The sequence below is a fragment of the Desulfallas thermosapovorans DSM 6562 genome (assembly GCF_008124625.1).
Classification (GTDB): domain Bacteria; phylum Bacillota; class Desulfotomaculia; order Desulfotomaculales; family Desulfallaceae; genus Sporotomaculum; species Sporotomaculum thermosapovorans.
In genome coordinates this window covers 135,982-160,118 of the sequence record NZ_VNHM01000001.1, presented here as the reverse complement: position 1 = coordinate 160,118, position 24,137 = coordinate 135,982, and the positions used below count along the sequence as shown (strand labels likewise).

Annotated in this window: 23 protein-coding genes; all 23 read left to right on the top strand. The window is 46.8% G+C overall.

The annotated features are described in order from the left end of the window. The first annotated feature begins 15 nt into the window (after window positions 1-15). Entirely contained in the window at window positions 16-1,035 is a 1,020-nt protein-coding gene (locus tag LX24_RS00765; RefSeq protein WP_166510228.1) for an aspartate-semialdehyde dehydrogenase, read from the top strand. A 4-nt stretch (window positions 1,036-1,039) separates the two neighbouring features. Then, window positions 1,040-2,260, top strand: a complete 1,221-nt coding sequence (gene dapG, locus LX24_RS00760; protein WP_166510227.1) for an aspartate kinase — start codon at window positions 1,040-1,042, stop codon at window positions 2,258-2,260. A 35-nt stretch (window positions 2,261-2,295) separates the two neighbouring features. Then, a complete protein-coding gene (dapA, locus tag LX24_RS00755) occupies window positions 2,296-3,180 on the top strand; it encodes a 4-hydroxy-tetrahydrodipicolinate synthase (RefSeq protein WP_166510226.1) in 885 nt (294 codons plus the stop codon). A gap of 311 nt (window positions 3,181-3,491) precedes the next feature. Next, window positions 3,492-5,156, top strand: a complete 1,665-nt coding sequence (locus LX24_RS00750; protein WP_166510225.1) for a ribonuclease J — start codon at window positions 3,492-3,494, stop codon at window positions 5,154-5,156. A 104-nt stretch (window positions 5,157-5,260) separates the two neighbouring features. Beyond that, window positions 5,261-6,082: a ClpP family protease gene (locus LX24_RS00745; protein WP_166510224.1), complete on the top strand. Its 822-nt coding sequence runs from the start codon at window positions 5,261-5,263 to the stop codon at window positions 6,080-6,082. Next, the gene (locus LX24_RS00740) at window positions 6,079-6,294 is read left to right on the top strand and encodes a YlzJ-like family protein (RefSeq protein ID WP_166510223.1); all 216 of its coding nucleotides are present in this window, start codon (window positions 6,079-6,081) and stop codon (window positions 6,292-6,294) included. The genes LX24_RS00745 and LX24_RS00740 overlap by 4 nt, the downstream gene beginning before the upstream one ends. A 162-nt stretch (window positions 6,295-6,456) precedes the next feature. Further along, window positions 6,457-8,718 (top strand): FtsK/SpoIIIE family DNA translocase, encoded by a 2,262-nt coding sequence (locus tag LX24_RS00735; RefSeq protein WP_166510222.1) that lies wholly within the window; start codon window positions 6,457-6,459, stop codon window positions 8,716-8,718. 76 nt (window positions 8,719-8,794) lie between these two features. Then, entirely contained in the window at window positions 8,795-9,856 is a 1,062-nt protein-coding gene (gene mnmH / locus LX24_RS00730; protein WP_166510221.1) for a tRNA 2-selenouridine(34) synthase MnmH, read from the top strand. Window positions 9,857-9,860: 4 nt separating this feature from the next. Beyond that, window positions 9,861-10,640, top strand: a complete 780-nt coding sequence (locus LX24_RS00725) for a helix-turn-helix domain-containing protein (RefSeq protein ID WP_166510220.1) — start codon at window positions 9,861-9,863, stop codon at window positions 10,638-10,640. A gap of 80 nt (window positions 10,641-10,720) precedes the next feature. After that, window positions 10,721-12,052 (top strand): 30S ribosomal protein S12 methylthiotransferase RimO, encoded by a 1,332-nt coding sequence (gene rimO, locus LX24_RS00720; protein WP_166510219.1) that lies wholly within the window; start codon window positions 10,721-10,723, stop codon window positions 12,050-12,052. Continuing rightward, window positions 12,049-12,594 (top strand): CDP-diacylglycerol--glycerol-3-phosphate 3-phosphatidyltransferase, encoded by a 546-nt coding sequence (pgsA, locus tag LX24_RS00715; RefSeq protein ID WP_166510218.1) that lies wholly within the window; start codon window positions 12,049-12,051, stop codon window positions 12,592-12,594. The genes rimO and pgsA overlap by 4 nt, the downstream gene beginning before the upstream one ends. A gap of 190 nt (window positions 12,595-12,784) precedes the next feature. Beyond that, entirely contained in the window at window positions 12,785-13,336 is a 552-nt protein-coding gene (locus LX24_RS00710; protein ID WP_166510217.1) for a hypothetical protein, read from the top strand. Further along, window positions 13,329-14,804, top strand: a complete 1,476-nt coding sequence (locus LX24_RS00705; protein ID WP_166510216.1) for an AAA family ATPase — start codon at window positions 13,329-13,331, stop codon at window positions 14,802-14,804. Before LX24_RS00710 ends, LX24_RS00705 begins: the two co-directional genes overlap by 8 nt. Before the next feature lie 246 nt (window positions 14,805-15,050). Further along, a complete protein-coding gene (locus LX24_RS00700; RefSeq protein WP_243131545.1) occupies window positions 15,051-15,566 on the top strand; it encodes a CinA family protein in 516 nt (171 codons plus the stop codon). A 94-nt stretch (window positions 15,567-15,660) separates the two neighbouring features. Then, window positions 15,661-16,701 carry a recombinase RecA gene (gene recA, locus LX24_RS00695; protein ID WP_166510214.1) on the top strand — a complete coding sequence of 347 codons (1,041 nt, stop codon included), beginning with the start codon at window positions 15,661-15,663 and terminating at the stop codon, window positions 16,699-16,701. A gap of 5 nt (window positions 16,702-16,706) precedes the next feature. Next, window positions 16,707-17,183: a regulatory protein RecX gene (locus LX24_RS00690; protein ID WP_166510213.1), complete on the top strand. Its 477-nt coding sequence runs from the start codon at window positions 16,707-16,709 to the stop codon at window positions 17,181-17,183. A 270-nt stretch (window positions 17,184-17,453) separates the two neighbouring features. Continuing rightward, on the top strand, window positions 17,454-19,028 hold the full coding sequence (gene rny / locus LX24_RS00685) for a ribonuclease Y (protein ID WP_166510212.1): 1,575 nt from the start codon (window positions 17,454-17,456) through the stop codon (window positions 19,026-19,028). 166 nt (window positions 19,029-19,194) lie between these two features. Further along, on the top strand, window positions 19,195-19,713 hold the full coding sequence (locus LX24_RS00680; RefSeq protein ID WP_166510211.1) for a hypothetical protein: 519 nt from the start codon (window positions 19,195-19,197) through the stop codon (window positions 19,711-19,713). Between the two features lie 15 nt (window positions 19,714-19,728). After that, a complete protein-coding gene (locus LX24_RS00675) occupies window positions 19,729-20,508 on the top strand; it encodes a TIGR00282 family metallophosphoesterase (protein ID WP_166510416.1) in 780 nt (259 codons plus the stop codon). A 119-nt stretch (window positions 20,509-20,627) separates the two neighbouring features. After that, a complete protein-coding gene (locus LX24_RS00670) occupies window positions 20,628-20,888 on the top strand; it encodes a stage V sporulation protein S (protein ID WP_161822673.1) in 261 nt (86 codons plus the stop codon). Between the two features lie 102 nt (window positions 20,889-20,990). Beyond that, window positions 20,991-21,938: a dipeptidase gene (locus LX24_RS00665; protein ID WP_166510210.1), complete on the top strand. Its 948-nt coding sequence runs from the start codon at window positions 20,991-20,993 to the stop codon at window positions 21,936-21,938. Window positions 21,939-22,052: 114 nt separating this feature from the next. Next, window positions 22,053-22,880, top strand: coding sequence for a PHP domain-containing protein (locus LX24_RS00660; protein ID WP_166510209.1), 828 nt, complete (start codon window positions 22,053-22,055; stop codon window positions 22,878-22,880). 41 nt (window positions 22,881-22,921) lie between these two features. Beyond that, window positions 22,922-24,100: an LL-diaminopimelate aminotransferase gene (locus LX24_RS00655; RefSeq protein WP_166510208.1), complete on the top strand. Its 1,179-nt coding sequence runs from the start codon at window positions 22,922-22,924 to the stop codon at window positions 24,098-24,100. Window positions 24,101-24,137: the final 37 nt, after the last annotated feature.

The following is a 24,137-nucleotide window of genomic DNA, read 5'->3' as shown; positions in this document are numbered from 1 at the left end:
ATGGAGGGATAGATTTTGGCTAATTATAAAGTAATCATTGTAGGAGCATCCGGAGCAGTGGGACAGGAAATGTTACAGGTTCTGGACGAAAGGAATTTCCCGGTGGGTGATTTGAAACTTTGCGCCACCGCCCGTTCCGCCGGCAAAAAAATGCTTTTCAAAGGTAAAACCTATACTGTTGAGGAGACTACACCGGATTCCTTTGACGGCATGGATATTGCCCTGTTCGCCGGCGGTGCGGCCAGCACAGAATTTGGTCCCCTGGCGGCTGAAAAGGGTGTGGTGGTTATTGATAACAGCAGTCATTTTCGTTTGGACCCGCAGGTGCCGCTGGTGGTTCCAGAGGTCAATCCCGAGGATGTCAAGGAACATAAAGGTATTATAGCTAATCCCAACTGCTCAACTATTATTATGGTGGTGCCCCTCAAAGCGATATATGATGCTGCAGGTGTCAAGCGGGTGGTTGTTTCCACTTACCAGGCAGTGAGCGGTGCCGGGGCCGAAGGCATTACGGAATTAACCAATCATACCCGGGCCGCCCTGGACGGCGGCCAGGTAGTTCCGTCCAAGTTTCAATATCAAATTGCCTTTAATTTGATTCCGCATATTGATGTGTTCCAGGAGATGGATTACACTAAAGAAGAATGGAAAATGGTAAAGGAAACCCATAAAATTTTACATGATGACACAGTGGGTATAACCGCCACAACTGTACGGGTCCCGGTTTACCGCAGCCATTCGGAATCTGTTAACATAGAAACAGAACGTAAAATTACCGCAAAGGAAGCCAAAGAAATTTTGGCCAATTTCCCCGGGGTGATTGTTCAGGATAACCCGTCGAACAAAGAGTATCCTATGCCCCTTTATACATCCGGTAAAGATGAGGTATTTGTAGGCCGGATCAGGGAAGACAATTCACTGGATAAGGGTCTTAATTTGTGGGTGGTGGCTGACCAATTGCGCAAGGGCGCAGCCACCAATGCGGTACAGATAGCAGAATTGGTGATTAAATACGGGTGCCTTGGAAAGAGGTAGGTAAATGAATTTTTTGGTGCTTAAGTTCGGGGGTACTTCACTGGTAACTCCCGAACTGAGGGAACGGGTAGCGAGCAAGATTATTGCCGCTAAAAATGAGGGCTACGTGCCTGTGGTGGTGGTTTCGGCCATTGGACGGCAGGGTGACCCTTATGCTACCGATACCTTAATTAACCTGGTTAAGCAAGCCAACCGGGAACCATCTGAACGAGAGATGGATATGCTGATGTCCTGCGGTGAAATAATATCCGGGGTTGTTATGACAGCAACGCTGCAAACCATGGGTTGCCCGGCGGTCTTTTTAACGGGGGCTCAGGCAGGGATAGTTACTGATAATAAATATTCCCAGGCGCGTATTTTGAAAGTCCAGCCAAATAATATTATAAAATATGCTAAAGAAGGTTATGTGGTGGTGGTAGCCGGCTTCCAAGGAGTGGCTGAGGGTGGCGAAACAACCACTTTGGGACGAGGGGGTAGCGATACCACCGCTGCAGCCTTGGGGGTAGCTTTAAACGCTGCTTATGTGGATATTTACACCGATGTGGAAGGTATTATGACAGCAGATCCGCGCATTGTAACAGAGGCCAAAGCACTAGAAACCATTACCTATGATGAGATTTGTCATCTAGCCCATGAAGGGGCCAAGGTGATACATCCCCGGGCTGTGGAGATTGCCATGCAAAAAGGTATTCCGCTACGAGTTCGACCAACCTTTTCCGACGGGCCGGGGACCCTGGTAACCAGCCTGGGCGAAGTTTACAAGGGCTCTATAGATATTACCCGGGATCGTATAATTACCGGAATAACTTATATATCCGGCATAGCTCAAATAAAAGTCAATTCCGGTGCCGATGGCTTTCAGCAGCAACGACGCATGTTCAGAGCTCTGGCACTGGCCGGGGTGAGTATTGACTTCATTAACATTTTACCTGAATCGGTTTTATTTACAGTACAGGATGAGATAGCTGAAAAAGCTGTAAAAGTGCTGGAAAACGCCGGCTATGCGCCGGAAGTAATTACCGGATGTGCCAAAGTGTCTGCGGTGGGTGCAGGTATGTCCGGGGTGCCCGGGGTTATAGCGGATATAGTAGAAGCAATAACCAAAAATGGTATTCAGATATTGCAATGTAATGACTCCCATACCACTGTTTGGGTACTGGTTAGGCGTGAGGATATGGAAAGCGCCGTCAGGGCCTTGCACCGGCAATTTAAACTGGCTCATTAAGGCAGGGTGGTTAACCTGGAAGGAAGGTGAAAGATTTGGGTATTGATTTCGGGCGAGTATTAACGGCCATGGTAACACCATTTAATAAAGACATGACGATTAATTTCGACCAAGTGAAAAAATTGGCCCGTTACTTGGTACAATCGGGTTCGGACGGTTTAGTCGTCTCCGGTACTACCGGTGAATCGCCTACCCTGACAAAGGAAGAAAAGGTGAAGCTTTTTCGTGTAGTGGTGGAGGAGGTTGGCGGTGACGCAGTGGTAATTGCCGGCACGGGGGGGAATGACACCTCGGCCAGTGTAGAGTTGACCCAGGCAGCGGAAAAGGTGGGGGTTGACGGTGTTATGCTGGTGGGTCCTTATTACAATAAACCATCCCAAGAAGGACTGTACCAGCATTTTAAAACCATTGCCGGCAGTACCAATTTGCCGGTCATACTATACAATGTTCCCGGGCGCACGTCGGTAAACATATTACCTCATACTATTGTGCGATTGTCTGCCATAGATAATATAGTGGCTGTTAAGGAAGCATCGGGCAATCTCGATCAGGTCAGTGAACTGAGGCGTTCTTTACCTGATCATTTTGCCATTTATAGCGGGGATGACTCCATGACGCTACCCATATTGTCATTGGGTGGCCGCGGAGTTATCAGCGTTGCATCGCATATCATTGGACAACGTATCCAGGAAATGATTAATGCCTACACCTCGGGGAACGTGACCATGGCCACCAAAATACATTGCAGCATGTTTCCGGTATTTAAAGGTATGTTTATAACCACTAATCCGGTACCCGTTAAGGCGGCTCTTTGTATGCTGGGGTGGCAGGTGGGCCCACCCAGGTTGCCACTGGTGGAAGCCAGCCAGGCTGAAAAAGATGACATTAAAAAAGTGTTATCGGATGCCAAACTGCTGTAGACAGGCTGTATAATATGATAAAAACCATTTTAGGTAGTATTCACCTGTTGGTGTGTATAGTTTGCTTATAATGGGAATAATTAAAGGGAAGCCCACGGGGCTTCCTTTTGTATTATATTTTGTATTTTATGGTAAATAATATTATAAATGCGTCATAGTAACCTTGTTATGGGGCATGAGATAAAGTATAATATTGCTAACGAGTTCTGAACGGACTTTATGAAAACAGAATATTTTCCCGCCTTCTCCTAATTCTCACCAAGTGTTGCATTTTACTAGACAATAATGTTTACAATATTAGGAGGTGTGGTATGGCGCGTGAACCAAAAGTATCCTTGATCCCTTTAGGGGGACTGGGTGAGATCGGCAAGAACATGATGGTGGTGAGATACGGGGAAAATATTCTGGTTATTGATTCCGGTTTGATGTTTCCTGAAGAAGATTTGCTGGGTATCGATATAGTAATACCGGATATAACCTACCTCTTGGAGAATAAAAACATTGTACGCGGTATTGTGCTGACCCACGGCCACGAAGATCATATCGGGGCACTGCCATATGTGCTTAAACAACTTAATGTTCCTGTATACGGAACCAAGCTGACCCTGGGAATTCTGGGCGGTAAATTGCGTGAGCAGCATATTTTGGAGAACGTCAGGTTGAATTGCGTAAAACCACGGGATATTGTGCAAATAGGACCCTTTAAGGTGGAGTTTATTCGGGTTTCCCATAGTATTCCCGATGCTGTGGCCTTGGCTATTGAAACCCCGGTGGGGGTAATAATCCATACCGGTGATTTTAAAATCGATCAAACTCCGGTGGATGGTGAGGTAATAGACTTTTACCGGTTCGCTCAGCGAGGAGAAAAAGGTGTACTGGCCTTGCTAAGTGATAGTACCAATGTGGAAAGATCGGGGTACACCATGTCGGAAAGGGTAGTGGGGCAAACCTTTGATGATACCTTCAGAGAAGCCCGGGAAAGAATTATTATAGCTACCTTTGCCTCCAATGTACACAGGTTACAACAAGCCATAACCACGGCCGCCCGCTATAAGAGGAAAGTGGCCGTGGCCGGGCGCAGTATGGTTAACGTAGTTAACATCGCTTGCGATCTGGGGTATCTTAATGTTCCGGACGGGTTGTTGGTGGAACTTGACGAAGCTGCAAGGTTACCCAGAAATCAGGTGGTTTACCTTACCACCGGCAGTCAGGGGGAGCCAATGAGTGCTCTTACCAGAATGGCCAACCGTGACCATCGCCAGGTGGAAATAATGGCCGGTGATACCATTATCATATCCGCCAATCCTATTCCCGGTAACGAAAAACTGGTAGCCAGAGTGATAGATCAGCTTTTTAAGTTAGGTGCTAATGTCATTTATGAGGCAGTATCCGGTATCCATGTCAGCGGTCACCCCAGTCAGGAAGAATTAAAGCTGATGATAAACTTGGTTAAGCCCAAGTTTTTCATGCCGGTACACGGGGAAAACCGCATGCTCATTAAACATGCCCGGTTGGCCCAAGATTTGGGCATCCCGGAATCAAATATTTTTGTAGGCGAAAACGGCCAGGTGGTGGAGCTTACCAAGCGTAGCGGTCGTTTTGCCGGCCGGGTTACCTCCGGGCGGGTATTGGTGGATGGTCTGGGCGTGGGGGACGTAGGTAATATTGTACTGCGTGACCGTCGCCAGCTGTCTCAAGACGGCATACTAATAGTTGTGGTAACCATCAGCCGTGATACGGGTTTAATTGTTTCCGGCCCGGATATTGTTTCCCGGGGATTCGTGTATGTTCGTGAATCCGAGCAATTAATGGAACAAGCCAAGGACAAGGTCAAATTATCACTGGATAAATGTACCGCTCGCAAGATATCGGAATGGGCATCGATAAAGTCCCAGGTAAAAGACGATTTAAGCAAGTTTTTATTTGAAAAAACCAGGAGAAGGCCAATGATTTTACCAATCATCATGGAAGTATAACAATTGCCAAAAATACACAGGTTTAAACCTGTGTATTTTTTTGCATTATTTATACATACTAAAGGGGAATTTCCATCAATAAGCAGAACGGGAGAGGATACTAAATGTCTTATTACCAATCTTTTGATGAAGTACCCGGTATATTTCCTTATCATCCACCGGCCCAGCCCGGCCCTGAAACCAACCCGCAAAATCCCGAGAACCCCGATGAAGAGCCGAACCACGATAAGACCAGGGTGGTTGGCAAAAGCAAAAACAGCATGGAAACAGTTAAAGAGATGGGTGTCACTCAGGTGCCTGAAGTAAAGAGTAATATCCATTGTTTAACTATTGTTGGACAAATAGAAGGCCATTTGGTACTACCGCCCCAGAATAAAACTACAAAATATGAGCATATGATACCTCAGTTGGTGGCTCTGGAACAAAGCCCGGATGTGGAAGGTATACTGGTGGTGCTAAATACCGTAGGCGGTGATGTAGAAGCAGGTCTGGCCATTGCCGAGATGTTATCGGGTTTATCCAAACCTACCGTATCTGTAGTGCTGGGTGGAGGGCACAGCATAGGCGTGCCCATAGCTGTGGCGGCGGATTATTCTTTTATTGCTGAAACCGCCAGCATGACCATCCATCCCATTCGCTTGAACGGATTGGTTATAGGTGTTCCCCAAACCTATGAATACCTGGATAAAATGCAGGACCGGGTAGTGCGTTTTGTTACTGCACACTCCGGTATTAGCCAGGAGAAGTTTAGAGAACTGATGTTTCGTACCGGGGAATTGGCCAGGGACATCGGCACAGTCCTGATCGGTCAGGAGGCGGTGGAATGCGGGTTGATTAATGAGGTGGGCGGTATACACCGGGCTATGGATAAGTTAAAAAGATTGGTTGAGGAATGGAAGTCGGGAAAAGAGGTGCTCCTGCAATGATTCTCTATACGCCGATGCAATTGGAGCTTGTTTTGGCCGGGCTGGAACAAATGACTCATTGTTCAGAGCGAAAAACTACCGTTAACGGGGTACCTGCGCTGGTACGTAACGTGGGAGGCAAGGAGGAATTGGTTCGGCTCTTAAGTACCGATCCCATGGACTATTTAAGTGCGGACCTGTACCCGGGAGCCCGGGTAAAGCCCAGCAGCTAATTTTGGTAAGCCGTATATAATTGATAAACATCTCACGACCTTTAAAAAACAAGGGTTGGGGATGTTTTTTTTTGAAGTGGAGCCAAGTTTTTTAATAATACTGGAAGGAATTAAATGTAAAATATGGAATAACCTAATATATAAAGCGGAGGTGTGATAAAAATGCCGGATGAGTTAAAATATGAGGTTATTGGGGTCACTTTGTTGGCCATGGCTATTCTGGTATTGGTCAGTATAGTTAATCCCGGTGTTGGATTGGCGGGGAGTTTTATAAACAATTCATTAATGCATCTCGCGGGAGAGGGAAGGTTTTTATTTCCCGCTTTACTGGCAGTGGCCGGTTATAAAATGTTATGCCGAAAAAAGAAAAAAATTAAAAAAACGGTTAATTTTTACGGTGCGTTAATAATGGCGGTGGTGGCTTTAACTATCCTGCACTTGCCCATCCCGGTGGATTATATCATTAAGGCCGGGTGGCAAGGGGATGGTGGTGGCTTTATCGGCGGGGTTACTTATTTTATTTTGATTAAGTCCTTTGGCAAGCCCGGTGTATATATTATACTGGCCACTATGTTTATTGTGGGTTTGCTGTTATCCACCAACCAACCTTTGGTGGAATTATTTAAAAGCATAACCCGCAAGATGGAAAACGGTGTAAAAAAAACGGTACACATAGTGGATGACTTTCTTTTTACAAAGGATAATGAAGCTGAAGAGTTGCCGGAGGATTACCCCGTGATTGTTGACCGGTGTAATGACGGGGGGGTTGTTGCTTCCGACGCGGATTGTGATGATTGTCAATGCGATGCACAGCATAAGAACCAAATTGACTATACAGTTGAAACCCCTGGACCAGAAGAGAAAAAGTGCAATGTAATTTACTACCGTCCGGTAAAGCAGCCTGGTGATAATAAAATGATGGAAGCTGCCTCAAAAACAGGTAAAATAATATCGCCTGAGCAGACGGAATCCAAAAAAAGTTATCACCTGCCCCCTGTATCCCTATTGGCCAAGTCTGTCCGGGGTAAAGCAAACAGGGATAATCGAGATATTAACGAGAATATTAAAGTACTTGAGGAGACACTGGGTAGTTTCGGTATAAAGGCCAGAGTTATACAGGTATTCAGGGGACCCGCCATTACCAGATATGAGATTCAGCCCCCTCCTGGAGTTAAAGTTAGCCGAATTGTCGGTTTATCCGATGATATTGCTTTAAGTATGGCCGCCTCCCATGTACGCATAGAAGCACCGGTACCGGGCAAAGCTGTGGTGGGCATTGAAGTGCCAAACCGTGAAATTGCTACAGTTCTACTGCGCGAGCTGGTGGAATCGATGGAGTATCAAAAATCTTCATCACAGCTTACCATAGCTTTGGGAAAGGATATAACCGGCAAACCTGTTTTGGACGATCTTGCCCGTATGCCACATCTGCTGATTGCCGGGGCTACCGGAGCAGGAAAAAGCGTTTGTTTAAACACAATGATTGCCGGGTTTTTGTTTAAATCAACCCCCGAACAGGTGAAATTCATGATTATTGATCCCAAGATGGTAGAATTGGCGGCATTTAACGGTATTCCCCATTTGGTGTCCCCGGTGGTTACCGATCCTAAAAAAGCAGCCACATCATTGCGCTGGGCGGTAAAGGAAATGGAATATCGTTATGATTTATTTGCCGGTTACGGAGTGCGCGATATCGCCCGTTACAATAAGTTAATGCGGCAGCAAAATAAACCACTGTTGCCGCTGTTGGTGATAATTATTGACGAACTGGCGGATTTAATGATGGTGGCTCCCGCAGATGTGGAAGACGCCATATGCCGATTGGCCCAGATGGCCAGGGCGGCGGGTATTCATCTGGTGGTGGCAACCCAGCGTCCATCGGTGGATATTATTACCGGGCTGATTAAAGCCAACATACCATCACGAATCAGCTTTGCTGTTTCGTCCCAGATTGATTCCAGAACTATTTTGGATATGGGTGGGGCGGAAAAACTACTGGGTAGGGGTGATATGCTTTATTATCCCATAGGAGCGGGTAAACCTATCAGAGTTCAGGGAGCCTATATATCGGACCGGGAATTGGAACTTTTAGTGCGTCACTGGAAACAACAAGCGGAACCGGAGTATGATGACAAAGTTACCGGTGAGGTTTTTCAGTCCGGTGATGTACAGGAAATTTCAGATGATATGCTGCCGCTGGCGGTAAAGGTTTTTGTGGAAACCGGCCATGCCTCCATATCGTTACTGCAGCGCCGTTTGCATATCGGCTATGCCCGGGCCGCCAGGTTGATGGATATGATGGAGAAAAAAGGTTATGTGGGAGGATATGAAGGGAGCAAGCCCCGGGCGGTATTGATTACAAAGGATGAATATAATAGTTATTTTTATGATGTATCGGGTTCCCAGGCGGGGAATGATAAATGAAAAGAGGATTATGGTTTTTTGTGCCGAATGATAAACTGAATTCGGGTTAATTTTTTCATTCTCCGAGGGATAATTAATGTATATAAACGTAGATATACATCAAGCTTTATATGAAATAGCGGATGTGCCCATGGTCGATTTGCGTTCACCCGGGGAGTATGCTGAAGCCACAATACCCGGTGCTTATAATATACCTTTGTTGGATAACATTGAGCGGGCGCTGGTGGGCACGGTGCATAAAAATCAAGGACCCGGTAAGGCCAGGGAATTGGCCATGGAAATTGTGGCCCCGCGGCTACCTGTTTTTATAAGATCATTTCAAAGCATAGCCCCTGATAAAGAAGTAATTATTTTTTGTTGGCGCGGCGGCGACCGCAGTCATTTTGCCGGAAGTATTTTAGATGCCATGGGATTTAAGGTTTACCGGATAGTGGGGGGATTCAAAGCCCACCGCCGGCTGGTTGTGGCATATTTTGACCGGGAAAAATTACCTTTACGGGCAGTGGTGACCCATGGCTTAACCGGGGTAGGGAAAACCGATTTATTACTGGCATTGAAAGATATGGGGTATCCTGTGCTTGATCTGGAGGGACTGGCCAGGCACAGGGGGTCTGTATTTGGTAAAATTGGACAACCCCCATCACCCAAACAAAAGATGTTTGAGGCATTAATAGAGAGGGAATTGCGGGGGGCTGAGAAAACCGGTATATTTTTAGTTGAGTGTGAGAGTAAAAGACTGGGCAGTTTATATGTTCCGGATGCGGTGCTCAATAACATGCAAGAGGGGCATAGGATATTGTTGTATGCCCCGGTTAATGTGCGGGTGCAGCGGATAATTAAGGATTATGCAGTGGGCGGGCCCGGTAATTTGGTGGCTTTGCAGGGGGCCATAGCCCGGTTGACAAAGTATCTGGGGAAAAATAATGTTGCCCGGCTCAACCAGGAACTGGCAGCGGGCAATGCGGAAGAAGTAATAAGTTATTTGTTACACAGGTATTACGATCCATTATATAAATATCCTGATCAACCAAGTGATGCCTATGACTTATCGATAAATACCGAAAATATGTCACAGGCGATAAAAAAGGTTAGTGATTTCATTAATGGTTTGCCGGAATATACCACTCCAAGGGGGTGAGGTATTGTCCATAGGTGAAGAGTTACGCCGGGCCAGGGAATTAATGGGGGCATCGCTATCGGATGTGGAAAATGAAACAAAAATTCGTACCAAATATCTTGCTGCTATGGAAAACGATGCCTTTGATGTGTTACCAGGTAAAGTTTATGTTAAGGGATTTTTGCGCAATTACGCCCGGTTTCTGGGGTTGGACGGTGAAGCGCTGGTTAATTTGTATGAGGAACAGTTTGCACCCCGGTCGGTTGAAGAAAAGGAACATGAAATGCCTGACCAACTGCCCCGGAATAATAAACCGCCGGGCTGGTGGAAGGGTTTAGCCGCAGGTGCAGTGGTGTTATTGGCCTTTATAACGATCTACCGGGTTGGCGGGCCGGTGTTTAACCCGCCAGAGGATAATATAACTGGCAGCGGACAGCCTCCGGGAATCTCCGATACAAAGGGCGAACCGGCCAATGACCATAGCCAGGCACCGGGCTCAAATGAAGACGGTACAGAGGACGATGCAACCGGGGAAACACAAGGTGTGGACATGGTTTTACATGTTACCGGCGGAGAGAGTTGGATGCAAGTGGTGGTGGACAATGAAAATGTATTTGAGGGGTTGGTCGGTCCCAATAATGTAAAAGAATTTGCCGGGCGGGAAAAAATCTGGCTGAAATTGGGTAATGCGGGTGTAGTCAAAGTGCGGGTAAATGGTAAAGATTATGGCTTTCTTGATGGACCTGGTCAGGTGGTAACCAGGACATTTACGGAAAAAGATGACCAGCAAACAGCCGGGGGATAACCTCCCCCGGCATATTCTTTGACAGTGCTGACCGGGGTGGGTTATACTTGAGTGAATAATTTTGCAAAGGTGAATTTAAAATGTCTTATACCATTGGATTTATTAGTCTTGGTTGTGCAAAAAACAGGGTGGATTCGGAAATAATGCTGGGCCAATTGCGCCGGGCGGGCTATATTTTTACCGGCGATATTAATCAAGCTGAAGTAATTATTGTTAATACCTGTGGTTTTATCACCGCGGCCAAGGAAGAATCAATATCCGCCATATTGGAGGCGGCCAGGTGTAAAGAAACAGGGCGTTGCCGGTATTTGCTGGTGGCGGGTTGTTTGGCCCAGCGTTATGGAAATGAATTGTTGCAGGATTTGCCGGAAGTAGACGGCGTTATGGGCACTGGAGAGGTGGCGGAGATTGTGAAGGTACTTAATGGGATACAAGCTGGCGAAAGACCGCTGGCTGTAGGTGCTCCCGGCTATATTCATCAAATACCCGCCCCCAGGGTGCTCACTACACCAAAACATACGGCTTACTTGAAAATTGCCGAAGGGTGCGATAATCATTGCTCTTATTGCATCATTCCCTCCATCAGAGGCCCTTATCGTAGCCGTACCATGGATGATGTTGTAAGTGAAGCGCAATGGTTATGCTCAGACGGGGTCAGGGAACTAATTGTTGTAGCTCAGGAAACTACCCGTTACGGACGGGATATTTATGGCCGGTATGTTCTGGCTGAACTATTGCGGAAACTTTCAACAATCGATCAGTGTTATTGGATTAGATTGATGTATTGTTATCCTGATTCCTTTACCGAGGAGCTAATTGAATTACTGGCTACTTCTTCTAAAATATGCCGTTATATCGACTTGCCGCTACAGCATATCAATAACCGTTTGTTGCGGATGATGAACAGGCGGGGGAGCAAGGAGAGTATTATTAAACTGGTGGAAAAATTGCGCCGGTTTATTCCGGGTGTGGCCCTGCGCACCACTTTTATTGTCGGTTTTCCCGGTGAAACCGAGCAGGAGTTCGGTGAGCTGCTGGATTTCATGGAACAGGTCAAGTTTGAGCGAGCCGGCGTTTTTGCATATTCTCCCGAGGAGGGTACTCCGGCTGCAGCACTGCCGGGTCGTATCAGTGATGATGTGGTGGCGGAAAGGGTGGAACGGGCCATGCTTTTACAGCAGCGCATATCCCTTGCCCATAATGTTGGCAAAGTGGGGCAGGAAGTTACCGTGTTAGTGGAGGGTTGGGACGAAAACGAAAAAATGTATTGGGGCAGGACAGAGGCCGATGCTCCGGAAATAGACGGTAGGGTTTATTTTACATCACGGACGGTGGTCCGGGAAGGGGAATTTGTGCAGGTAAAAGTGTTGGACGCTGCAGAATATGATTTATCAGGAGTAAGAACCGAATGAACTTGCCAAATCGTTTAACATTGCTTAGGATTTTAATGGTACCTGTTTTTCTGGTGGTGCTAGCCCTGCGCCTGCCGTGGGGAGATTATATCGCTGCCGCTGTATTTGTATTGGCGGCCTGTACCGACGGTCTGGACGGTTATATGGCCCGAAAACGTAAACAAATTACCAGCTTGGGTAAATTATTGGACCCATTAGCTGATAAGTTACTTATTTCTGCTGCGCTGATTGCCCTGGTGGAACTGGGCAGGCTGTCAGGTTGGGTGGCCGTGGTGATTGTGGGACGCGAATTTGCTGTAACGGGGCTGCGTTCCCTGGCCATTGCCGAAGGGGTGGTAATTGCCGCCAGCAACCTGGGCAAAATAAAAACAGTGACCCAGATTGTTGCTATTGTGGCTTTGTTTTTGCGAGATTATCCATTTAATTTGATTGGCGTACCATTTGGCAACGTGGCAATGGCTGTGGCGGTGGTTTTTACCATTTGGTCCGGGATGGATTATTTCCAGCAGGCCGGCTTTTTATTACGATCACAGGACAAGTAGTTTCTATGAGGCTTGATTAGCAACCTTACTGCCAGCGGTGGGTTGTTTTTTTATGCCCGCCTGAATGTTGGAAATGGACGGTGGTGACATTTACCTGACAAAAGGGCTCAAGGGTTATGTTATAATTATTAACTGTCAGAACAGCGTAAATTGAGCAGCTATGGTTGCTTGTGCGGAAAGGAATGGTGCTATGCGCTGGCAAGGCATAAAGGTTCATCTGGTGGCTGTATCGATGCTGGTTGCGCTGGCGACCTTTTTGGGTGCCCAGTGGTTATATACCAGCTTAAATTTTGAACAGCCATTAAAGAAAAAATTAGATAATAACCACTATGTTAATAATTATCAAATAACAGAAGATGCCGGTGTATATACAATCACGTTAACCTTACGTAATAATGGTGATTTTGCTGATATATATCGTCAAATAGACGAACAGTTGCGGTCCATTATGGGGGGTCGCAAATACGCCATTGAGCTGGTTGACCGGCCAAATGACCGTTTAAATGCCTTATATAACCGCGGGCAGTTTGCCATTCACGAGGCTATGGTCAGGGGCAATTTTAGAGATATGGCGGATTACTTGAACGGGTACGCCGGAGAGGTTGGTGTGCAATCAAAGGTTTATATAGACAGCGATAATATATACTGGTATATGCAGGATGGTGCGTATTATCTGTATGCAGTGTTACCCAGAGGGGCTTGGCCCGAAAATGCACAGGAAGGAGGGTCAAGTGGTGCTTAAAGAAATAGGCTTAGGAATTGGTTTGGCCATGGTCGTTTTTATGGCTATTTCCGGTTATGACGTGACTCCTGTGTTATTTTTGGGGGTGGTTGCCGGGGCGCTTTATTATATTGCCCGTTCCCGTGGCATACATGCCACATTTAATACCGCGCCGCTCATGCGCCGGCCGGAAATCAGCTTTGACGATATCGGCGGGCAGAATTCCGCCATCAAAGAATTAAAAGAAGCACTGGATTTTATAAAAAATCAAGAGCAAATTATTAAACTGGGTATAAGACCCATTAAAGGTATTTTACTCACCGGACCGCCAGGTACCGGAAAAACACTTCTGGCCAAAGCTGCCGCAGGATACACCGACTCGGTTTTTATTGCCTGCAGCGGTTCTGAATTTATTGAAATGTACGCCGGTGTTGGCGCCCAGCGGGTGCGCCAGCTTTTTCAATCGGCCCGTGATACCGGGCAAAAACAAAAAAAGGACAGCGCTTTGATATTTATTGATGAAATAGATATCCTGGGCGGTAAAAGGGGGCAAAATACCAGCCATCATGAATATGACCAAACGCTCAACCAACTGCTTGTTGAGATGGACGGCCTCAAAGTAAACGATAAGGTACGTATACTGGTGGTAGCGGCCACCAACCGGGTGGACATGCTGGATCCGGCGCTATTGCGCCCGGGACGGTTTGACCGCCAGGTAAAAGTGGACCTGCCTGATAAACAGGGACGACTGGAGATATTAAAACTGCATTGCCGCAATAAACCCCTGGCTAATGATATTGACCTGGAAAAAATAGCTCAAGAAACATTTGGTTTCAGCGGGGCACACTTGGAAAGCCTGGCCAATGAGGGAGCTATTTTAGCCATGCGGGAAGGTTGTGTAGAAATTGAACACCGGCACCTGCACGAGGCCATTGATAAGGTAATGATGGGCGAGAAACTGGAACGTTGTCCCTCCAGGCATGAATTGGAGCGGGTAGCTGTTCACGAGGTAGGGCATGCTATCATCAGTGAGCAAAACCGCCCGGGTTCTGTATCCACCCTTACCATTACCCCTCGCGGTCAGGCGCTGGGGTATATGAGACAAGTGCCCGAAGACGACACATACCTGCACACCAGGGATTACCTGGAAGGTCAAATCCGGGTGCTGCTGGCGGGGTCGGTGGCCGAAGAAATTGTGCTGGGCAATCGCAGCACGGGTGCGGCCAATGACTTTGAGCAGGCTGTAAACACGGCCGCACAGATAATACGTTCCGGAATGTCCGAGCTTGGTGTGGTGGATCCTGATATTTTACCGCCTGATTTGCGCTACCGGGTGGTCAGCGGCATAATCAGGGAGCAGGAAAAGAAAGTTAAGGAGTTTTTGTACCGCATGCGCGGGGCTATCAAGCAAATTGTAAATGTACTGCTGGTGGAGGAAAAGATATCCGGTGAACAATTTAGAATAATGATGAAAGGGAATAAACATTAAGGAAGTTGGGCGCTGGTGCAGCATAATAGCCCGTATCGATGTTTGGTGATCATAGGGTTATTTATACTCTCCGATACGGGCTATAATATACTGCTTTTTTTTACGCATTAATAGAATAATCGCCCTGAAAATTACCACCGTACAGGCAGGGTGCAGTAAGTGCGGGGTTATTATGTTTTTTTGCAGTATTAGCAGGAATTACCTTTAAACGGCACGAATATGCATGTTAAGCGAGGTGGCGATAATTTGTCCAAGGAAAATATATTGCCCGGTAATGGTAATGACATGTTATTAATTAAAACAATCGGATCAGTGCTGGTTGATCGAGGTATGACAGTGTCCCTGGCTGAATCATGCACCGGAGGATTGGTTATGAAATGCTTATCGGATGTCCCCGGAAGTTCTCGCTATTTGGCCGGTGGAGTGGTGGCCTACAGTAACGATTTAAAAACTAATATGCTGGGGGTGCCCCGGGAGATAATTCAGCGGCACGGGGCGGTTAGCGAGCAAACCGCTCGCTTGATGGCCGAAGGTGTGAAAAATGCCACCGGTACCTCTCTGGGCATTGGTATAACAGGTATTGCCGGGCCCGGAGGTGGCACACCGGAAAAGCCGAGGGGTTTAGTTTATATTGCCCTGGCCGCTACAGGTCAAACAGTTTGCCAAAGATGTGTTTTCTCCGGAGACCGGAATAACGTGCGTGATCAGGCGGCAAAAACAGCACTATATATGCTCTGGCAATATGTGTCGGGCTTATCCTGATTAATCGTTAACCGGGTAAATGAAAAAGTTATATTGACAGGCAATGGTTAAATCTATAAAATTACATAGAACACCTGTTTTAGGGGGAATTGGCTTGACTGATAAACAAAAAGCGTTGGAGAATGCTCTTCAACATATCGAAAAACAATTTGGCAAGGGCTCCATTATGAAATTAGGTGAAAGCGCGGCCAGGTTAAATGTGGAGGTTATTCCCACTGGTTCCATATCCCTGGATATGGCCCTGGGGGTGGGCGGGGTGCCCCGGGGCAGGGTGGTGGAAATATTCGGGCCCGAGTCATCAGGTAAAACTACCGTGGCATTACATATCATTGCCCAGGCTCAAAAGGCCGGGGGACTGGCAGCTTTTATTGACGCTGAGCATGCCCTGGATGCCGTTTACGCAAGTAAAATAGGCGTTGATATTGAAAATCTTTACGTATCGCAGCCTGACACCGGGGAACAGGCGCTGGAGATAGCCGAGCAATTGGTGCGCAGCGGTGCCATGGACCTGGTGGTTATCGACAGCGTGGCTGCGCTGGTTCCCAGAGCCGAAATTGAGGGGGAAATGGGTGACGCTCATGTGGGATTGCAGGCACGGTTAATGTCCCAGGCGTTACGTAAATTAACCGGTGTAATTAGCAAATCCCGTTGTACGGCTATATTTATCAACCAGTTACGGGAAAAGGTAGGGGTGATGTTTGGCAACCCGGAAACAACCCCCGGTGGGCGGGCACTAAAGTTTTATGCCTCTGTGCGCCTGGACGTGCGTAAAATTGATAATTTGAAACAAGGGACCGATGTTATCGGTAACCGGACCAAGGTGAAGGTGGTTAAAAATAAAGTGGCACCTCCTTTTAAACAGGCCGAGTTTGACATTATGTACGGTACCGGCATTTCCCGGGAGGGTTGTATACTTGATGTGGCGGTGGATATGGGGATCGTTAATAAAAGTGGAGCCTGGTATTCCTATGGAGAGGAGCGGTTGGGCCAGGGCAGGGAAAATGTTAAGGAATTGCTGAAGGAACGGTTGGAATTGGCGGAAGAGTTGGAAACTGCGGTACGCCAAAAGGCGGGATTGCCTGTTTTAAGCGGGCAACTTCAGACTGCTACAGAAGGCGCAACCAAGGTGGATTGATTAGCTTGTCATATGAAAAAGATGTTCAAATGGCTAAAGATACATGTTTGCGCCTGTTAACCTACAGGCCCAGAACGGAATACGAGATGAGATGCCACTTAAGGCAAAGGGGATTTGGAACCGATGTCATTAACGAAACAATTTTCCGCTTATCAAAAGTGGGATTAATAAATGACGAGCTTTTCGCCAGGGATTGGGTAAGATGGAGGCTTAATGCCAAGCCCGTGGGCAGGGAGTATATACGGTATGAGTTGCGACAAAAAGGCGTGGACAATGCCATTATTGAAGATACACTGCGTGATTACGGTGACGGTGATGAACTGGAAATGGCGTTGGTGTTAGCCCGGAAAAGGGCGGGTCGCTGTACCGGACTGACCCGGCGCAAACTGGCCGGTTACTTAAGCCGCCGGGGTTTCTCCCCCGGCGTTGTAACCACGGTGTGTAATACGCTGGCGGACAACGGTGGATTGGATATATCTTGACACCTTATCCTAAAAAAAGTACAATTAATGCTGGGAGAAAGTAGAATTGGAGTTACCCGGCCTTCGGGTTCATATATATATTGCCATAAAATAATATATGGAGCAGACAAAGGAGAATTTTTGATCAGTTGCTGCTTTGTTATATTTATTGCAGTAACGGTCAATATGCTTTTGGGGTTCGTTGCCGGGACAATTATGTTTAAATAGTCCGATTCTTTTTCTTACCGAGTAGCGCTCGGTGTTTTTTTTGTTGACTGAGCATAATTTATCATGCTATTTTTACTAGGAGGTGAAATATTGCAAGCTAGCCTGGAAGTATTTGTTATTGTTGTAATTGTTGCGGTACTTGTTGCCTTTGGCGCGGGATATCTGGTCAGAAAATTGATTGCCGAATCCAAAATAGCGTCTGCTGAGGCGCAGGCTATGAAAATTTTGGAGGATGCCAAAAAGGAAGCTGAAGGCAAAAAGAGGGAAGCGATTTTAGAAGCAAAAGAAGAAATATTAAAACAACGAAATGAAATGGAGCGGGAACATAAGGAACGCCGCTCCGAACTACAAAGGTTGGAACGCAGGCTGGTTCAAAAGGAAGAAACACTTGATCGTAAAGTGGAAGGTATAGAGAAAAAAGAGGAAATTTTGAACCGTAAAGACCAGGAAGCCGAGGCGTTGAAGGCTGAACTATCAGCCATCTACAGTCGCCAGGTGGAAGAATTGGAAAAAATATCAGGTCTTACATCTGATGAGGCCAGGCAGATATTACTTTCCGATATAGAAAAGGAAATCCAACATGAAGCGGCCATATTGATCAAGGAAATAGAGAATAAAGCCAAAGAGGAAGGAGAAAAACGAGCCAAGGAGATTATCACTTCAGCTATTCAGCGTTGTGCCGCTGATCACGTTGCGGAAACAACAGTGGCAGTGATACCGCTCCCCAATGATGAAATGAAAGGCAGGATTATCGGCCGGGAGGGGCGAAATATCAGAGCCTTTGAGACAGCCACCGGTATTGATCTGATTATTGACGATACCCCTGAGGCAGTCATATTATCGGGTTTCGATCCTATTCGCCGCGAAGTGGCTCGTATGTCCCTGGAGAAGCTAATAGTGGACGGCCGTATCCACCCGGCCCGTATTGAGGAAATGGTGGAAAAGGCCCGTAAAGAAGTGGAACAGCAAATTCGGGAGGCCGGTGAGCAAGCTATATTTGAAACTGGAATACATGGTTTGCACCCGGAACTGATCAACTTGCTTGGGCGGCTGAAATTCCGTACCAGTTATGGGCAGAATGTTTTAAAACATTCCATTGAAGTGGCTCACTTGGCGGGCTTGATGGCTGCAGAGTTGGGTGTGGACGTGCAGTTGGCCAAAAGGGCAGGCTTATTGCACGATATAGGCAAGGCGGTGGACCATGAAGTAGAAGGACCACACGTAACCATAGGCGTGGAATTAGCCAAAAAGTACCGGGAAGGCCATGAGGTTATTCATGCTATTGCTGCGCACCACGGTGATGAGGAACCTAAAACAATTGTGGCCGGTTTGGTACAAGCGGCAGATGCCGTATCAGCCGCCAGACCGGGTGCCAGGCGTGAAACGCTGGAGAATTATATTAAGCGACTACAAAAACTGGAGGAAATCGCCGGCGCCTTTGAGGGAGTGGATAAATCCTATGCCATTCAGGCCGGTCGGGAAATTAGAATTATGGTTAAACCTGAAAAGGTTGACGATCTGGGGGCCATAAAGTTAGTTAGGGAAATTGCCAAAAAGATTGAAAATGAACTTGATTACCCGGGTCAAATCAAAGTTATGATCATTCGAGAAACAAGAGTCGTAGACTACGCCAGATAAGAAAAGACTAACGATCTCTTTAGTGTGATACAAAACCTTTCGATGTTACCTCACCAGCGAAGGGTGTTGTATTAAAGAGATCGTTTTTTTAATTTACGGCAGGAAAAAGCTAAATTAAAACGAAATCTTACTAACAGCTGTGATTTTGGAAGGAAGGTGGATTTTTTTGCATGCTCAATTTAAACCCGGTGATGATGTTACAGATTGTGTGGGTTTATTAATTTCCATACTTGTTCGTTATCCCCAGGTAGCTTCAATTAACTTTGATCCCTGGAGGCAAATACTGAGGTTTAACTTTATTTGCTCCCGGGTTTTAAATGATAACGAATTTAACGAGTTTAAAACACTGCTATTAAACTCTATACAAGCATATAATTACCTGGAGAAAAAAGAAGCGGTACTGGTGGAAATTACGCACCAGGTATATGACGATTTGACGCTGATAGAGATCAAAAGGGATGTGGGTACTCTTTCCCAGGAAGAAATAGCGCTTGTGGTGGCAGTGTTTTACCAGTTTATGGGCGTAAATTTGGTTTCTGACTTAAATGAAGCTATAATTGAAGAAGATTTGCTGGTTCAGGAAGAAATTATTGAGCACATGCTGGAAAGTGTCAGGGGTTCGGTGGAGGAAAAACACTTATACGCCTTTCGGGAAGAGGGCAAAGTGCTTGTATTTAATAAATAGGTGGTTATTATCTTGATACGCTTGATGATGATAGGAGATGTGTTTGGGCGCCCCGGGCGCCGTGCAATAAAAGATAATGTACCGGCACTGATCAGGGATGAGAACCTTGATCTGGTTTTAGCCAATGGTGAGAACGCTGCCGGGGGAAATGGTATTACCAGGGAAATCGCCATGGAAATATTTGCTGCTGGCGTCGATGTAATTACCATGGGTAATCATGTTTGGAATAAAAAGGAAATTATAAATTTTATAGACAGGGAAAGTAGAATTATTCGTCCTTATAACTACCCACCGGGAACCCCGGGAGTGGGGTATGGTTTTTTTAAAACCAGAAATAACGAAACGGTGGGTGTTATTAATTTATCGGGCCGAGTATTTATGCCAGGTCTGGACTGTCCCTTTAGATGTGCGGATCAAGTAGTACCGGTATTGCGAGAGCAAACCCCGGTGATATTAATGGATTTTCATGCCGAGGCCACGTCGGAAAAAGCGGCCATGGCCCATTATATGGACGGTAGAGTATCAGCAGTTTGCGGAACGCACACCCATGTGCAAACAGCAGACGAGCGTATTCTGCCCGGTGGTACGGCGTTTATTACCGATGTGGGTATGACCGGTCCGTATGATTCGGTGATCGGTGTAAAAAAAGAACCGGTGCTGGAACGGTTTCTGACCCAGTTGCCGCAAAAATTTGAACCTGCTGCGGGATTATACCAATTTAACGCGGTCATAATAGATGTGCGGCGGGAAACTGGCCGGGCTGCAGCTATCAGGCGGATTCAAAACTACGAATAGAGTTCAAAAAAGTTAAAAAAAGATTGTGTAAAAAAGGAATTTAGCCGGTCTTGCAGAATATATTTTAAAAACAGGGATAACTGCATACAGTCTTTCCAGAGAAGAAGGAGGTTCGATGAATGGAAGTGTTAAAGGTTTCAGCAAAATCTAATCCAAATTCTGTAGCCGGGGCCCTTGCCGGAGTGCTGAGGGAAAAGGGATGCGCGGAAATGCAGGCCATAGGTGCGGGTGCTTTGAACCAGGCTGTAAAAGCGGTAGCCATTGCCAGGGGGTTTGTTGCACCCAGCGGTGTGGACCTCATCTGTATTCCGGCATTCACTGATATAATAATAGACGGAGAAGAGCGAACTGCAATTAAATTAATTGTCGAACCCCGTTAGTATGTAGGATTACTTGTGCGCGCATATGTGAACCTGTTTATTCTAATTAAAGGATAAACAGGTTTTTTAGTCTGTCATTTCATTGAACGGGGGCTAAATATATTGAACATACCGTGGATGGTTGACGGGCACTGTGATACCTTGACGGCTATGGGTAAGCAAAACCGGGCTTTTAATGTTCGATCGGATAGGGGACAATTGGATTTGCCGCGGATGCAAGAGGGCGGTATTAATGTGCAATTTTTTGCGGCTTTTATAGCACCCAAATATAAAGATGCCGCTTTAAAAAGATGTTTGCAGTTAATAGACATTTTCTATGAGGAGATACTCCGGGATCAGAGTGCTGTTGCGCTGGCCTTAAACTCAGAGGATATTTACAGGATTACCGGGGCGGGTAAAATAGCCGCGCTGTTATCCATTGAGGGCGGAGACGCGCTGACCGGGGATTTATCAGTATTAAGAACATTCTACCGGTTGGGGGTCCGCTCCTTAACCTTGACCTGGAACGGGCGCAATGAGCTTGGTGACGGTGTTGGGGAAGGGACTGCCGCCGGTGGCTTGAGTTTGTTCGGCCGGTCAGTTGTGCAGGCTATGAATGATCTGGGTATGCTAATTGACGCAGCTCACTTGTCCCGCCGGGGATTTTGGGACGTGGCGAAAACATCCAGCCAGCCCTTTGCCGTAACCCATGCCAATTGCCGGGCAGTCTGTGACCACCCCCGCAATTTGGATGATGCTCAGATAGAGTATCTGGCCCAAAGCGGTGGTATAATTGGGTTGACTTTTGTTCCCGAATTTGTTGATCGGGACAATCCCGGCTTGGCAACATTTATCAGACATGTGGATCATATTTCTTCCCGCTTTGGTACCGGTTGTATTGGGCTAGGTTCTGACTTTGACGGTATGGATAAAGTCACTCCCGGTTTACATGACGCAACCTGCCGTCCGCAACTGGTCAAGGTATTACTGGACCACGGTTATAGTCATGAACAGATAGCCGGTATAATGGGAGGGAATTGGATAAGATTACTGGCCGAGGTATTAAAATAAAATAAATAGAGTTTGTAATTTTTATAAAAACCCGAAATATTCATTGTCTATGCTACAATAATGGTACAATAACACACGACCTTTGTTCGAGATATATATGTTAGGGTGATACTAATGTTTGCTGATTTACATATCCATACTACCTTTTCCGATGGCGCCAGCACTCCGGAGGAAGTGGTTCGTATGGCCGCGCAGGCCAAACTGCGAGCTGTGGCTATAACCGATCATGATACCATGGATGGTTTTTGGCCAGCCAGACGGGAAGCGGAACTGTTGGGTGTTGATATACTTGAAGGAGTGGAGTTAAGCACTGAGCATGATGGTATGGAAGTACATATCCTTGCTTATTGTATAGGGCCTGAAAACACCCGCTTCCAAGAACACATGGATGTTTTTCGCAATGCCCGGTTAAGCAGAGCCCAAAAGATTGTGACTAAGTTACAGCATTTGGGGATTGATATAAGTTTTGACGAGGTGCTAAAAACAGCCGGGCACGGTTCGGTGGGTAGGCCGCACATTGCCCAGGTCCTGCTGGCTACCGGTAAAATCAGCAGTATTGCCGAGGCCTTTGAATATTATATCGGTGTTGGCAAGCCGGCTTATGAACCCCGGTTAAAATATCACCCGGCGGAAATGGTCATGCTGGTTAGAAAATTAGGCGGGGTACCCGTATTGGCTCATCCAGGCATATCTTGCGCGGACGATCTGATAGTGTCCTTAATAGAAGCCGGGCTGCAGGGGCTGGAGGTGTACCACCCCAAGCATCCCCGGGAAATGGAGAATTACTATTTGGGACTTTGCCGCACCTACGGGTTGGTGGCTACCGGCGGATCTGATTTTCATGGTACGGGCATGGCGGGACACGGGCGGTTGGGTGAAGGCAAAGCACCTTATACAACGGTTTTACAGTTGCGGGCGCTGGCAGCGGCAAACGGTCGGTGACTATACTTCGTAATATTTTAACTTAAGGGAGAGAATTTAAATTGGAAGTGGCACGTAGAATACAAAATATAAGTTCAGCGATTTTTAATGAAATGGAAGAACTGAAAAAACAGGTGGAAAAGCGGGGTATTGAAGTAATTAATCTGGGTGTGGGCAGCCCGGACCGGCCACCCGCGCCACACATAATAGAAGCCATGCACCGGGCTTTGAACAAACTGGATAATTATCGTTACCCGCTGGTGGGCCGGCCGGAATTGTGCAGGGCGGTTGCGAATTGGTATAAAAACAGGTTTGGGGTGGAATTAAACCCTGATAACGAGGTGCTGGTACTAATGGGATCCCAGGACGGTTTAGCCCACATAGCCATGGCCTACATAAACCCGGGGGATATAGCATTGATTCCCGATCCCGGCTATCCTATATATGCCACCAGTATTGTACTGGCTGAAGGTGAAATTTACCCTATGCCTTTGCTGGCAGAAAACAACTTTTTGCCTGATTTGAAAAACATCCCCCGAGAGGTGGCCCGGCGGGCAAAGTTATTGTGGGTAAATTACCCCAACAACCCGGTGGCTGCTTCGGCTAACCGGCAATTTTTTGCTGAACTGGTGGATTTTGCGCGCACCTATGATATTGTGGTTTGTCACGATATTGCCTATTGCGAGCTGGCCTTTGACGGTTATAAACCCGTTAGCTTCCTTGAAGTACCCGGTGCTCGGGAGGTGGGCATTGAATTTTATTCTTTGTCCAAAACATATAACATGGCCGGGTGTCGGGTTGGATTTGCCGTGGGCAATGCGGGTATTTTGGAAGCATTGAATAAAATAAAAACCAATATTGATTATGGTGTGTTTAACGTTGTGCAGGAGGCGGGCGTAGCAGCCCTGGAGGGCCCCCAGGATTGTGTTCGGGAAAATGCGGAGTGTTATCGCCGGCGCCGGGACGTGCTGGTGGACGGCCTGGCTAAACTGGGCTGGGAGGTCCCCAGACCTAAGGCTTCTATGTTTGTTTGGGCGCCCCTACCTAAGGAGTGTAGTTGTTCCTCAAGGGAATTTGCTTTAAAACTATTGAACAGTACTGGTGTTTTGTTGATCCCGGGCACTGCCTTTGGGGAGATGGGCGAGGGTTACCTGCGTATTGCTTTAGTGCGGGACGAGCCTGTATTGGAAGAAGCAGTGCGCCGTATTGGCGAATTTTTACGCTCCGGGGTACCGGCCTGATATGTCTATTTAATTACCACCTGTCATATAATAAAAC

Bases quoted from the DNA above. Each gene is read 5' to 3' on its own strand.
- dapG (WP_166510227.1), top strand. From the start codon at position 1,040: ATGAATTTTTTGGTGCTTAAGTTCGGGGGTACTTCACTGGTAACTCCC.
- LX24_RS00750 (WP_166510225.1), top strand. From the start codon at position 3,492: ATGGCGCGTGAACCAAAAGTATCCTTGATCCCTTTAGGGGGACTGGGT.
- LX24_RS00745 (WP_166510224.1), top strand. From the start codon at position 5,261: ATGTCTTATTACCAATCTTTTGATGAAGTACCCGGTATATTTCCTTAT.
- LX24_RS00740 (WP_166510223.1), top strand. From the start codon at position 6,079: ATGATTCTCTATACGCCGATGCAATTGGAGCTTGTTTTGGCCGGGCTG.
- LX24_RS00735 (WP_166510222.1), top strand. From the start codon at position 6,457: ATGCCGGATGAGTTAAAATATGAGGTTATTGGGGTCACTTTGTTGGCC.
- mnmH (WP_166510221.1), top strand. From the start codon at position 8,795: ATGTATATAAACGTAGATATACATCAAGCTTTATATGAAATAGCGGAT.
- rimO (WP_166510219.1), top strand. From the start codon at position 10,721: ATGTCTTATACCATTGGATTTATTAGTCTTGGTTGTGCAAAAAACAGG.
- pgsA (WP_166510218.1), top strand. From the start codon at position 12,049: ATGAACTTGCCAAATCGTTTAACATTGCTTAGGATTTTAATGGTACCT.
- LX24_RS00710 (WP_166510217.1), top strand. From the start codon at position 12,785: ATGCGCTGGCAAGGCATAAAGGTTCATCTGGTGGCTGTATCGATGCTG.
- rny (WP_166510212.1), top strand. From the start codon at position 17,454: ATGCTATTTTTACTAGGAGGTGAAATATTGCAAGCTAGCCTGGAAGTA.
- LX24_RS00670 (WP_161822673.1), top strand. From the start codon at position 20,628: ATGGAAGTGTTAAAGGTTTCAGCAAAATCTAATCCAAATTCTGTAGCC.
- LX24_RS00660 (WP_166510209.1), top strand. From the start codon at position 22,053: ATGTTTGCTGATTTACATATCCATACTACCTTTTCCGATGGCGCCAGC.